A 12948-nucleotide genomic window follows, 5' to 3' on the forward strand; every position below is an offset into this window, starting at 1 on the left:
GATGGGTGTTTCGCTCGCGTTTCTAATTGTCATCTTTTTAATCGGCTTTATCGGTTCGTTTATTTCTGGCATGGTCGGGATTGGCGGATCGATTATTAAATATCCCATGTTGTTGTATCTTCCGCCGTTGTTTGGGCTGGCGGCGTTCAGCGCCCATGAAGTGTCGGGGATCAGCGCGGTGCAAGTGTTTTTCGCCACGATCGGCGGTGTATGGGCGTATCGAAAAAGCGGCTATTTGAACAAATCGCTGATTCTATATATGGGGGTGAGCATCCTTATCGGCAGTTTTGTCGGCGGCTATGGCTCGAAGCTGATGAGCGAAGGAACGATTAACGTGGTTTACGGCGTCTTGGCGGCGTTAGCAGCCATCATGATGTTTGTGCCGAAAAAAGGGATCGATGACATTCCGATTGAACAAGTGACGTTCAACAAATGGCTGGCGGCAGCCTTGGCATTTCTGATCGGCGTCGGGTCCGGCATTGTCGGGGCGGCGGGGGCGTTTTTGCTTGTTCCGGTTATGCTTGTAGTCCTGAAAATCCCGACGCGAATGACGATCGCCACTTCTTTGGCGGTGACGTTCATTTCTTCCATTGGCTCCACGTTCGGGAAAATCGCCACCGGCCAAGTCGATTACCTTCCGGCTCTCATCATGGTCGTCGCGAGCTTGCTTGCCTCTCCGCTAGGGGCGAAAGCGGGGCAAAAGATGAACACGAAAGTGCTGCAAATCATCTTGGCGGTATTGATTTTGGCAACAGCGGTGAAAATTTGGGTGGATATTTTATGAGTGGATCGATGGAAAGACGATGAACGACGGAAAACGATATGTGTGAAGGCGAAAACGGATCATGTTTCGCCTTTTGTTTTCTACAGATCCATTTGGACATGATAAACAGTGAGAAAATCTTCACGAAGGGAAGAATGAGCAATGTTCCATTACACGGTTGACGTGCCAACAGGCATGGACGAAACGATCAAGCGTTTGGAAGAGAACTTGAAACAAGAAGGGTTTGGCGTGCTCTGGCGGTTCAGCGTGACCGAGAAGCTGCAAGAAAAGGGGCTTGATTTTTCCACGCCGATGGCCATTTTAGAAGTATGCAACCCGCGCGAAGCGGCGCGGGTGCTAAACGAAAATGTCTTGGTCGGCTACTTTTTGCCGTGCAAGCTCGTCGTCTACCAAGAAAACGGCGCAACGAAAATCGGCATGCCGAAACCAACGATGCTCGTTGGCATGATGAACGATCCTGCTTTGAAGGCAATCGCGGGCGACATTGAGAAGCGGCTGGCCGCTTGCCTCGACCGCTGCCGCTGATGAGCAATGAAAAAAGGTGTCCCAAATGATGGGACACCTTTTGGTTGTGCGTGCATATACGGGAAACGCAGGTTTGCAGAAAGAAGGCGCTCTTTTGCCTTCTCCGCCGCTTCTTGATCCACATAGGCGGCTGATTGTTGCAAAGCCAATCCTTTCTACAAATTCCCTTGCCCCGCCGCTTTTTTTGTTTTTGCCCGTTTTTTGACTGAGCGCGGCTGTTTCTCTGCTTCCAGCTCGCGATGCACAATCCGGTTCGGATCCAACCCATTACCAAGCGTGCCGTACACATGACCTTGCTTCGGTTCGATGAGCTCGTGTTGCTCGTAGTAGACGCGCGGCGTTTTCCAAAGGGCGGCCAAGGCTTTTCCCATCGGCATTTCGTGGTAGCGGTCGGGCCACATTTGTTTGATGTATGTTTTTACGAGCGGATAGTACTTCGAACTCATCGCCGGAAAGAGATGGTGCTCGGTATGGTGCGAAAAGTTGAAGTGAAGGATATCCACCCACTTTGGCACGGTGACAGACAAGCTGTTCGCCAACGGATCGTTGACCGGCACTAACGGGTTGAGACGGTGGTTCGTTGAGATATAGCTCATGACGATCGTGTTGGCGACAAGCAGCGGAAGCAAAAAGGAGAAAAACCATTTTTCCCAGCCGACAAGCCATAACAGCCCGAGCCATGTCGCCCAAGGCAAGAAAAATTGAAACAGGACAACCGCGCGGTTCTTCCGGCGAAAGTTTTTGAAAAAGTAAAACAGCATCCGAATTGAGTGAAGGGTAAACATCACGGACAAGGAGCTAAAAGCGAAAAAAGCGCGAATCGGAAACGGAATGCGATATACCCAAGAGAGCAGGCGGCTTTTCGCTAATTTCTCCATGCTTGGCCATGCATCCGGATCTTTTTCTTCATGCTGGGTGTGCACATGGTGGCTGGCGTTATGCCATTTCCGCCACAACTTCGGACCGGTGCAAAGCGGCCAAAACGCAATCGCTCCAAGAAAATCGCGCAACCATGGTGTTTTGACGACCGTACCGTGCAAAATTTCGTGTCCTAAAAATCCTAATGCGGCAAAACTGAAACCAAGCACAACAGAGATGAGGAGGTTCCATACCGGGTGAAGATGAAAAAGTGATACAGCGAGGATGCCGGCGATGACGAGCCCTACATAAGCCAGACCTCCAAAAAGGCGGGACTTCACAGGTTGAAACGCTTTTTTCGGCAAATGCGGTGCTATTTTCGCCGCGTACCAGCCGAACGGGTGAAAATCATTCATTCGTGATCTCCTTTCAAGCTACTCTCCGTTTGACAAGCAGCGGCGAAGCCATTCACACACTCTTGGTCGCAACGAAGACCTTATTTCATAAAGTGATCCCAAAAGCTGTCCTCTATGCCGAAATGATGTGGAGGGCGGAGAAAAGCTCTAGGTCACTATAAAATTTATCATAACATCTTTTGGATTGTCCTGTCTATAGGCTTGATGGAAAACTGCCAAAATTGAGTATGGCGGCAATATTTCGAGAAGAACAGGCTAAACGATTGAGAAGGCGGCTGGCTAAAACATCATGATCAATGTCCCGATGGTAATGAGCAGCACCCCGATCACCACTTTCGCGGACAGCGGTTCGCCGAGAAACATGACGGCAAACAAAACCGTCAGCGCCAAACTTGACTTGTCAATTGCTGAGACGCGGGATACATCGCCGATTTGGATCGCTTTGTAAAAACAAAGCCATGACAATCCGGTCGCCGCTCCTGAAAGGCAAAGAAACACCCAGCTTTTCATTGAGATGGCTTTTGCGCCTTGATGAGCCCCCGTCATCCAAACAATCATCCACGCAAGTGCGAGCACGACAACGGTGCGAATGGCGGTCGCTAAGTGCGAATTGACGTTTTCAATGCCGATTTTGGCCAGCACCGATGTCAGCGCCGCAAACACCGCCGCCAAGACTGCGTATACGATCCACATGTGCATCCCTTCACTTTCGTTGAGAATTTTTCTCATCTATTATACTACGAAAAGGGAGAACATTTCACCATTTTTCCATCCGTTTGTTATAATAAAAAGACAGGCAAACAGGAGAGGAAGTGGAGAATGATTTATCAACTGAAAGTACAGTTGAAACATATGCGGCCGCCGATTTGGCGCCGGTTGCTTGTACCGGGGGAGATGACGTTCGCCGAGCTGCATCGTGTGTTGCAAGCCGCGTTTGGCTGGATGGACCAACATTTGCATACGTTTTACATGACAAAGGTCGGCGGAACGGCGCGGCTGCGCGTTGAAATCGGCAACGAAGCGGCTGGATGGGACGGCGCCGATTACGATGAGCGGGAGGAAAGGATTGGGCAATGGTTTGTCGAAGAAGGCGACCGCGCCCAATACGTATATGACTTTGGCGATATGTGGGAGCATGAGATCGTCTTGGAAAAAATCGTCGATCCGCTTCCTGGCGCGTTGTATCCGTGCTGCATCAAGGCCGTGCGAGTGGGTTTAAAAGAGGACAGCTGGGGAGAAGTGCAAGCCATAGAGGAAGCGATGAGCACAGCGGAGCTGACGGCGAACGTGAATGTGGCGCTCGCCCCGTTTCAACGAAAAGTGGTGAAGGAAGAAGGTGAGGCGAAAAAAACGAAACGAGCCGCAAGCAAAGGCAGGGTCGAAGAAGTAGAACGGGATGTATGGAAAACGCTGTTCGATCAAGCGCTCGCCTACAGGGACTTGGCGCCGTGGACATGGATGGACGATGATCAAATTTTTGCCGTGGTGACTCCTGATGGGGAATCGTTGTATTGTGCGGTGATCGGGGCGCTTGGCCAGGAGTACGGTCTTGTCATTTACATCGGTGAGGAAGGGTATGCATGCTTGCAAGATATTTTATCTGGAACGTTGCATCCAAAAGACGCTGTGTTTAAAGAGCGCGCATTGCTCGTGTCGTTCGCGCCCCGAAACGACTTGGAAAGAGACGATAAAGCGATGTTGCGGAAGTATAACATTCCTGTGAGTGGAAAACGGCTGTTGCCGATGTTCCGCAGTTTTGCCCCTGGATATTATCCATGGTTTCTTTCGGAACAGGAAGCGGCATGGGCGGCTATGGCATTGGAACAAGCGGTAGTTGTCGCCGAGCGGCTGCGCGATGGCGAGCTGTCCCTAGCTTCGTCCGCTCGCGGCAACCGATTGTTTGCCCGGATCGCCGAACGGAGAGAAGACGGGCTTCATTGGCGCGACGGCTGGGTGCCGCGCCCTAAGGCGAAGAAAAAGGAAACACCGGTGCTTGAAATCGGAACGGACGAGTTGGAAAAGGTCAAGGCGCTCGATCGCGCCCCACTGTTTGCGGAGTTTTCGGTCGCTTATGTGAACAAGCCGATTCAGGAGCGACGCTGGGAGCGCCCGTATTTTCCGCTGCTGGCGCTGGCTGCCGATGCAGCGGGCGGAGTCATTTTGCATCACCAAGTGTTTCGCGGCCAGCTGGAGGCGAAGACGCTGCAACAAAGTTTTCTTGAATTTGCCCTCGCGCTCGGGCGTGTACCGAGCCATGTGCGCGTCACGAAGGAACACGGTCCGTTGCTGGCCCCGCTTTTGCGCGAGTTGGGTGTGAAGATGAGCATGGGCCCAACCCCTCGTTCTGATGAAGTGAGGGAATTGTTTGAACAGTTTGCGATCTAAGAAGGAGCCGACAGTGATGCCGAACAGGAGATGATGGGGGCAGGCGCTGGGGTACGGAGTGAAAAGCGCAGGAATTTCCGGCTTTCCACTAGCCCGCTGCTTCTGCCAGGACTCCGTTTTTCTAAGAGCGCTTTGCACGACGTAGAAAGAGGGATGAACATGTTGATTGCACTTGATATGGACGGAACGCTATTAAACGGAGAAGGCAAAATCAGTGAGCGCAATCGAAAGGCGATGATGGCCGCGCAAAAGGAAGGCCATATCGTCGCCGTCATCACCGGGCGGGCGCGCAAAGACGCGCTCGCCCCGCTTCGTGAGGCGGGGCTTGTCTGTCCGATCGCCAGTCTGAACGGGGCAATTGTGACGCTGGAAGACGGCACGGTCATCAGCGAGGCGCCGCTCGAGCGGGAAATCGTCCGTCCGGCGCTTGAGTGGGTGCGCGAACAATCGGATTTGTATTGTGAGACGTACACAGGTGATGCGGTTTACGTCGGATTGCACAACCGATCCTATTGGGAGGCGTTGGCTTCAGAGATGGCTGATGCGGCCCCGGACGTGAAATGGCTTGTCAATAAGCAGTTCCAACAGGCGCGAGTGACGTACGTCGATGACATCGGCACGGTGTGGGACGACCCGCAGACGGTGATGTATAAGCTGCTGATTTTCGCCCTCGACCGCGAGCGGCTGCGTGATGCAGCGTCGCGATTCGCCGCGCTCCGTAGCGTCACGGTCACCTCGTCGCACCCGCACAATATTGAGATGAACAACGAACGGGCGACAAAAGGCGAGGCGCTCAAACAGCTCGCCGCCCATTACGGCATCGATGTGCGCGACACGGTCGCCTTTGGCGACAGCCATAACGATTTGTCGATGTTTAAGGTCGCAGGCTATCGCGTGGCGATGGACAATGCCGAGCCGGAGCTGAAAGCCATCTGCGACATGGTGACGTCCTCCCACGAAGAAGATGGGGTGGCGGCGGGGCTTGAGCGGCTGCTTGCGAAACGGGTGTAGCGGCACCCGTTTTTTTCGATTGGACGTTCACCACATCGCTTTGGATGTAGAGAGGCTCAGGTTTCCGGTGCTTGCCCCGTCTGCTGAAACGTGAATGTGTGCTGTCGGAGAGGGGAATCGTTTTCGCCGCTTATGGACAACAGTCGCATCATCATCTCAACGTATGGCAACGAAAGGGGAGAACAATGACGCACGATCGCATTCAAGACTGGATTGGAATGTGGCGGGTGCCGGTGTATACAGCGGCGGTGGCGCTGTATATGGTGGCCCAGTTTGTCGAGACGGCCCCCGTTCACTATGCTATGGGAGCTGCAGCGCTGTCAGCGTTTATTGTGTCCGCGTTTTTCGCCCGCGGGGTGTACCAGGTGTCGGGAGCTCTGTTTTTTGCATTTGGTGTTGGATTGTTTTTGTTCTATGGCGATGCATGGCCGACGTTTGTCTTGCATTTTGAACGGGTGTTGGGGCTGTTGGCGCTGTTTTTTGTGCTTCCGTTCATGAATACGCTTATTCGCGTCGGGCGGTATGATCAGAGTTTGAGCGAATGGCTGAAGCGGAACGTCGGGGGCGTTTCGTCGCTGTACCGCCGCAGTTTCAGCGTTTGTCATTTGCTTGGTTTGTTTTTGAACATTGCCACGATTCCGCTTCTTGTCAAATCGTTGCGCACCGCGCTGCGAAATGTAGGAGGACGGAAGGCCGAGTCGTTTTATGTTCGGAATTTGCTGCGGGCGTATGCGCTTTGTTTGACGTGGAGCCCGATGGAAGTGATGATCAGCACGACGATTGATTTCACCGGTGTGCACTATTATGAAGTGGCGCTGTTTTTGCTGCTTCTGGCTTTTACGATGGCGATGATCGACTGGGGAACGGCCGCTGTTTCGTATCGATCCATCCCATTGGACAACGGCGAGGAAGCGGGGCGGGAATCAGCGGTTTCGATCGGGAAAAAGGCCGCCCAGCTGCTAGTGGTGCTCGTCGTGTTTACGGTGCTCGTGTCGCTCGTTCAGCGTTGGCTTGGCAAAGGATTTTTGTTTTCGATCGTCTTATTGCTTGTCCCGTTTTGTTTCGGATGGGCGCTGCTTGTGCGCCGGGTGAAGCGGTATGCGGTGATGGCGCTCTGCCATTGGAAAGAGCGGACAGAGGGATTGGGAAACTACTTTTTCATGTTTTTAGGAGCCGGGTTGTTTGTCGAGATGCTGGCCCGGTCTCCGCTGCTCGCTGGGCTTGGAGGCTGGTTTCGCGTCGGGGCGGAACATTCCGTCTGGCTGTATGGAATGATTGCCGTTTATTTTTTCGCGACGTCGTTTGTTGGGTTTCATCCGTTGGTCAGCTTGACGCTGCTCATGCCGCTGCTTGAGCCGGTGCGGCTGCTTGTTCCGGCGGTGCCGTTGTCGATTGTGCTCATTTGTTGCAGTTTGGCGACAGTCATGTACAGCCCGTACAATATTTCTGTTTCTTTGCTGGCGGAGGAGCTGGGGGACAATCCGTATCGGATCGGCAAGCGGAATGTCCCGTTTGCGCTCGGTTATATGGCCGTGGGAATCGGCATTGCGCTGTTGGCGGAGCGGCTGTTTTTCGGCTGATATCTATGGCGTTGTGGGGTCGTTTCCTTCTTTATTTTCAAAGAAAGAAGATTTTTAGGTTGACAGCGTTTTCAGCAGAACGATATAATGAGATTGAATCGATTGAATTGTTTGTCATTTCTTTTTTAGATCGATCTAATAAATAGGCGTGCCTAGTTGGTGCGCTCGGGATCGTCTGCTTAAAAATGGAAACAAAGAAGATTTGTTTTGGAGGTTTTTAGATCGATCTAATCTTCATTCTTTTGTTTTAGATCGATCTACTAAAATTCCATTCTTTTAGATCGATCTACAAAGAGCGGCAAAGGGGGATCGACTCGGATGAAGCAGCGAAGTGCGCTCGATATGTACGCCGATGGAGGGGCGTGGTGGGAGACGTCGATCAGCGACGTCCGCAAAAATGAAATTCTCATTCGCGGATATCCGATTGAGGAATTAATCGGCAATGTGTCGTACACACAAATGTTGTACCTCTTATTATGCGGGGAGATATTGAGCGAGAAAAAGGCGAAGTTATGGGAAAGCGTCCTTGTCGCCGGGGCGGATCACGGCCCGCGCGCCCCGTCGATTGCGGCGGCCCGCATGGCGGCGACATGCGGCATTTCGTTCAACTCGTGTGTGGCGACGGGCATCAACGTGCTTGGTGATGTGCACGGGGGAGCGGTGGAGAAGGCGATGGCGCTGTTTTACGAGACAAATGAGCAAATCGAAATCCGCGGCGGGGAAGGTGCGATGGCCGATGTGATCGGCGAGCGGTTTGAACAGTTTCGCCGTGAAGGGCGGAAGCTGCCGGGATTTGGCCATCAGCTTCATGATGACGACCCGCGCGTCAGACGGCTGTATGCATTGGCGGGCGAACTCGTGGAAGAAGGGGAGATCAGCGGGCGGTATTTAGCGATCGCCGAAGCGTATCGTTCCCATTTGGAGAAGACGAAAGGGAAGCGGATGACGATGAACATCGACGGGGTGGCGGCGGCGATCCAGTGCGAGCTCGGCGTGCCGGCGGCGGCGGCGAAAGGTGTGTTCGCTCTGTCGCGCGGGATGGGCATTGTCGCCCATGCGTTTGAAGAGTGGCAAAACGGCGTGCTGATCAAAGGACCGTGCCCGAACCGCGATGATTTAGTCCGCTATACCGGACCAGCCAAACGTCATTTGGAAAAGTAGGTGATCAAGATGAGAAAAGCACAGCTGTATATTAACGGGACATGGATCGAAGAACCGCGTGCGGCGGAGCCGGTGAAAAACCCGTATACCGGGGAAGTGATCGGCGAACAGCAGCTGGCGACGCCGGAAGATGTGGACAGGGCGCTCGCCTGTGCGTTTGAAGCAAAAAAAGAGATCGCGAGAATTCCGTCCTATGAGCGAGCGCGCATCTTAAAAAGGGCGTCGATGCTGCTGGAGGAGCGGAAAGAAACGTTTGCCCGCTGGATTTCGGAAGAGCTTGGAAAGCCGCTGAAAAACACGTTGGATGAAGTGTCCCGCTCCATTGAAACGCTTGAGCAGTCAGCTGAAGAAGCGAAGCGTCTGTTTGGGGAAACGATCCCGGGCGACGCCTCGGCGCGCGGGACGAAAGCGGTGGCAGTGACGTTTCGCGTGCCGGTCGGCGTCGTGGCGGCGATTACGCCGTTCAACGCTCCGCTCAATTTGATTTGCCATAAAGTCGGACCCGCGTTTGCGGCGGGCAACGCCGTTGTGTTGAAACCGGCGCCGCAGACGCCGCTCATTGCGGCAGAGCTGTTGAAGCTGCTGCTGGAGGCCGGTCTTCCGCCGCGCGCCATCAACATGGTGCTTGGCGGCGCCGAGGTCGGGCAGCAAATCGTCAAAGACGACCGCGTCAACGTCATTTCATTTACTGGCGGCGTCGTGGCGAGCCGCAACATTTGCGCGTTGGCCGGCATGAAAAAAGTGCTGCTGGAGCTTGGCGGCAATGCGGCGACGATCGTCCATGAAGACGCCGATTTGAAACGGGCGGCCGCCCTGTGCGCGAAAACCGGCTACAGCAACTCCGGGCAAAGCTGCATTTCCGTTCAGCGCATTTACGTGCATGAGTCGGTCGTTGGACCGTTCACCGAGTTGCTCAAACAGGAAGTGGAAGCGTTGAAAGTCGGCGACCCGCTCTTGCCCGATACGGATGTCGGCTGCATGGTCGATGAGCGGGCGGCGGATCGGGTGATGAGTTGGATTGATGAAGCCATCGCATCCGGCGCGACGCTGGTGTGCGGCGGAAAACGGCGCGGGGCGACGGTGGAGCCGACGGTGCTCTTCAACCCGCCGAAGCGAAGCAAAGTCGTTTGTGAAGAAGTGTTCGGCCCGGTCGTCAGCGTCATCCCGTACCGGACGATTGACGAAGCGATCGCCGAGACGAACGATTCCGCCTTTGGCCTGCAAGCCGGGCTGTTTACGAACCGGATGGACATCGTCTATCAAGTGGCGGAGGCGCTTGAGGTCGGTGGAGTTGTCATTAACGGCACCTCGAATTTCCGGTTGGATCATTGGCCGTACGGCGGTGTGAAAAACAGCGGCATCGGCCGTGAAGGTCCGCGGTATGCGATTGAGGAAATGACGGAAATGAAGATGATTGTATGGCAGTTTCCACAGTGATGATAGGTGGTGGCAACATGTTAGCGCTTTATGTGGCAAAGCCAAATGAATTAGAACTGCGGCGCCTCGAGACCGTCCGTTCTCCTCAAGGGGATGAGGTGAAGATCAAGCTCATCTATGGCGGAATTTGTGGGTCGGATCTTGGGGTGTTGAAAGGAAAACTTCCGCACGCGAACTATCCCGTTCGCGCTGGGCATGAGCTCGTCGGCGTCATCATTGAGAAGGGCGAACAAGCCGCCTACGACATCGGGACGCGGGTCGTTGTGCTGCCGAACACGTATTGCGGCGCGTGCGACTTGTGCCAAAAAGGGTTGACGAACATCTGCCGCCATAAACAATCGCTTGGCATCAACACGGACGGCGGGTTTTCGCAGGAATTCGTCATCTCATCCAAGTACGTGCTTCCTGTTCCGGATGATCTCTCGGATGAAAAGGCGGTGCTCGTCGAACCGTTCGCCGTTGTCGTGCATGCCTTGAGCAAAGCGCGGATCGAACCCACCATGCGCGTAGCGGTGATCGGATGTGGCAATGAAGGGATGATGGCGGCCGTCCTCGCCCGCCATTTCGGAGCGGATGTGACGGCGGTCGATGTGAATCCGTTGAAGCTTGAGACGGTGAAAGCGATGGCCGACATCCGTACGCTTGCGCCCGCTGCACTTTCGGGGGAAACGTTCGATGTCGTGATCGAGGCGGCGGGAACGCGTGAGGCAGTGGAGCAGGCGGTCGAGCTTGTCGCCCCAGGTGGTCACCTTGTGTTGATCGGTTTCGCGAATGAAGCGACGTTTCCGGTCGTGCGCCTCGTTCGCAATGAAGTGACTGTGCATGGCTCGATCATCTATCGCTTCCCGGATGACTATTTGCAAGCGATTCATTATTTGCGGACGATGCCGCATCCGATCGAACGGGTCATTTCCCGCATTTTTCCGGTCCGCGACTATCAGCGGGCGTATGAGTTGGCGTCATCCGGCAATGCGGGCAAAGTCGTGTTACGTTTCAAGGAGGAGGAAGAGCGATGAAAAAACCAGTAGCCGAACAGTTGGTCCGGTATTTGGAAGACCGCGGTGTTACGCATATTTTTGGGCTTTGCGGCCATACGAACATCGCAGTGTTGGCGGCTTTGGAGCATAGTTCAATCAAGTTCGTCAACGTCCGCCACGAACAAATTGCCGCTCATATGGCCGACGGCTATGCGCGGGCGAAAAAGGAAACGGCTGTCGTCCTCTGCCACGTTGGCCCAGGGCTGACGAATGCGGCGACCGGGGTGGCGAACGCAGCGCTTGATTCCATTCCGATGGTCGTCATCGCCGGAGATGTGCCGAGCCATTATTACGGGAAGCATCCGCACCAGGAGATCAACTTGCACGCCGATGCGTCGCAATATGAAATTTACCGCCCGTTTGTGAAGCGGGCATGGCGGGTCGACCGGCCGGATTTGTTCCCGGAAATTTTGGAAAAAGCGTTCCAGTTGGCGGAGAACGGCCGCCCGGGGCCGGTGCTTGTCTCTGTGCCGATGGACATTTTCTCCAAAGAAGTGGATGTAGCGCTGTTTGAAAAGCAAAAGCGGCATACGAAAACGTTGCACAAACCGTCGATTGACGATGAAACGGCGAAACGGATCATTGAGAAGCTGATGCAGGCGGAACGCCCGCTTGTGTACGTCGGCGGCGGCATTATGCTGGCGGATGCGGCGGAAGAATTGAAAACGTTTGTCGAACATTTCGATCTCCCCGTTGCGCACACGCTGATGGGCAAAGGGGCGCTGCCGGATGACCATCCGCTGACGCTGGGCATGAGCGGGTTTTGGGGGACGAAATTCGTCAATGACATGTGCCGCAACGCGGATGTTATTTTGGCATTGGGAACGAGATTTTCCGAAGCTGATTGCAGCTCATGGGAGCCGGAGTATACGTTCAACATTCCGGAAACGAAGCTCATTCATATTGACATCGACCCGAACGAAATCGGGCGCAACTATCCAACGGAACTCGGCATCGTCGCCGATGTCAAGCAAGCGCTTACCGTGTTGAACCGCGTGGCGAAACAAACCGTGCCGCAAGGGCGGACGGACGAGGCGCTGAAAGAACGCATCGCTAACTATAAAGAGGAATTCCGGCGGCAAAATGCGCCGCACATTCAAGACGACAGCTATCCGATGCGTCCAGAACGCATTTTGCATGAGGTGCGGGAAGTACTGCCGAAAGATGCCATCATCACGACCGATGTCGGCTGGAACAAAAACGGGGTCGGCCAACAGTTTCCCGCGTATGGCGCAGGGACGATTTTAACGCCAGGCGGTTATGCGACGATGGGCTTTGGCGCTCCGGCCGCACTTGGAGCGAAAATCGCCTGCCCGGATCGCGTCGTCGTGTCGCTCGTTGGAGATGGTGGATTTGGCCAAAATCCGGCGGTGTTGGCGACAGCGGCTGAGGAAAATATCGCCGTTGTTTGGGTCATTATGAACAACTACGCTTTTGGCACGATCGCCGGGCTCGAGAAAGCGCATTTTGGCACGACGCACGGGACGGTTTTCCAAAAGGACGGTAAGCCGTATTCGCCGGATTATGCAGCCATTGCCCAGGCATACGGCGTTGAAGGGGTGAAAATTCGCTCGGCGGAAGAGTTTAAACCGGCGCTCGAACGGGCCATTCAGGCGAACAAACCGTTTGTCATCGATGTAGAAATGATCAACGTCCCGACGCCGACGTCCGGCCACTGGAATATTATGGACATCTATTCCCCAGGCAAACGTGTTCACCATGTGGCCGTAGAGCGGTAAGGAGAAACCTTCAAG

11 protein-coding genes are annotated in these 12948 nt (G+C 54.4%); 9 read left to right on the forward strand and 2 right to left on the reverse strand.

Annotation, left to right across the window (positions count from 1 at the left end):
* The first annotated feature begins 1 nt into the window (after position 1).
* Positions 2–784, forward strand: coding sequence for a sulfite exporter TauE/SafE family protein (locus LG52_RS05120; protein ID WP_044731125.1), 783 nt, complete (start codon positions 2–4; stop codon positions 782–784).
* 141 nt (positions 785–925) lie between these two features.
* Positions 926–1309, forward strand: coding sequence for a DUF302 domain-containing protein (locus LG52_RS05125; protein ID WP_044731126.1), 384 nt, complete (start codon positions 926–928; stop codon positions 1307–1309).
* A 155-nt stretch (positions 1310–1464) separates the two neighbouring features.
* On the opposite strand, the gene LG52_RS05130 is transcribed toward LG52_RS05125, so the two are convergent.
* On the reverse strand, positions 1465–2583 hold the full coding sequence (locus LG52_RS05130) for a fatty acid desaturase family protein (protein WP_044731127.1): 1119 nt from the start codon (positions 2581–2583) through the stop codon (positions 1465–1467).
* A gap of 279 nt (positions 2584–2862) precedes the next feature.
* Positions 2863–3276 (reverse strand): EamA family transporter, encoded by a 414-nt coding sequence (locus LG52_RS05135; RefSeq protein ID WP_044731128.1) that lies wholly within the window; start codon positions 3274–3276, stop codon positions 2863–2865.
* A gap of 126 nt (positions 3277–3402) precedes the next feature.
* Here LG52_RS05135 and LG52_RS05140 point away from each other — a divergent pair, with 126 nt between their 5' ends.
* The 7 genes from LG52_RS05140 (at position 3403) to LG52_RS05170 (ending at position 12933) form a co-directional block, all read left to right on the forward strand.
* On the forward strand, positions 3403–4968 hold the full coding sequence (locus tag LG52_RS05140) for a plasmid pRiA4b ORF-3 family protein (RefSeq protein ID WP_044731129.1): 1566 nt from the start codon (positions 3403–3405) through the stop codon (positions 4966–4968).
* A gap of 159 nt (positions 4969–5127) precedes the next feature.
* Positions 5128–5979 carry a Cof-type HAD-IIB family hydrolase gene (locus tag LG52_RS05145; protein ID WP_044731130.1) on the forward strand — a complete coding sequence of 284 codons (852 nt, stop codon included), beginning with the start codon at positions 5128–5130 and terminating at the stop codon, positions 5977–5979.
* A 185-nt stretch (positions 5980–6164) separates the two neighbouring features.
* Entirely contained in the window at positions 6165–7559 is a 1395-nt protein-coding gene (locus tag LG52_RS05150; protein ID WP_052524469.1) for a hypothetical protein, read from the forward strand.
* Between the two features lie 318 nt (positions 7560–7877).
* Complete coding sequence (locus LG52_RS05155) at positions 7878–8720, forward strand: citryl-CoA lyase (protein ID WP_014196107.1); 843 nt, start codon at positions 7878–7880, stop codon at positions 8718–8720.
* A gap of 9 nt (positions 8721–8729) precedes the next feature.
* Complete coding sequence (locus LG52_RS05160) at positions 8730–10157, forward strand: aldehyde dehydrogenase family protein (protein WP_014196106.1); 1428 nt, start codon at positions 8730–8732, stop codon at positions 10155–10157.
* A 17-nt stretch (positions 10158–10174) separates the two neighbouring features.
* Positions 10175–11173 (forward strand): zinc-dependent alcohol dehydrogenase, encoded by a 999-nt coding sequence (locus LG52_RS05165; protein ID WP_044731131.1) that lies wholly within the window; start codon positions 10175–10177, stop codon positions 11171–11173.
* On the forward strand, positions 11170–12933 hold the full coding sequence (locus LG52_RS05170) for a thiamine pyrophosphate-binding protein (RefSeq protein ID WP_044731132.1): 1764 nt from the start codon (positions 11170–11172) through the stop codon (positions 12931–12933). Before LG52_RS05165 ends, LG52_RS05170 begins: the two co-directional genes overlap by 4 nt.
* Positions 12934–12948 lie beyond the last annotated feature (15 nt).

The organism is Geobacillus kaustophilus (assembly GCF_000948285.1).
In the GTDB taxonomy this organism is placed as follows: domain Bacteria; phylum Bacillota; class Bacilli; order Bacillales; family Anoxybacillaceae; genus Geobacillus; species Geobacillus thermoleovorans_A.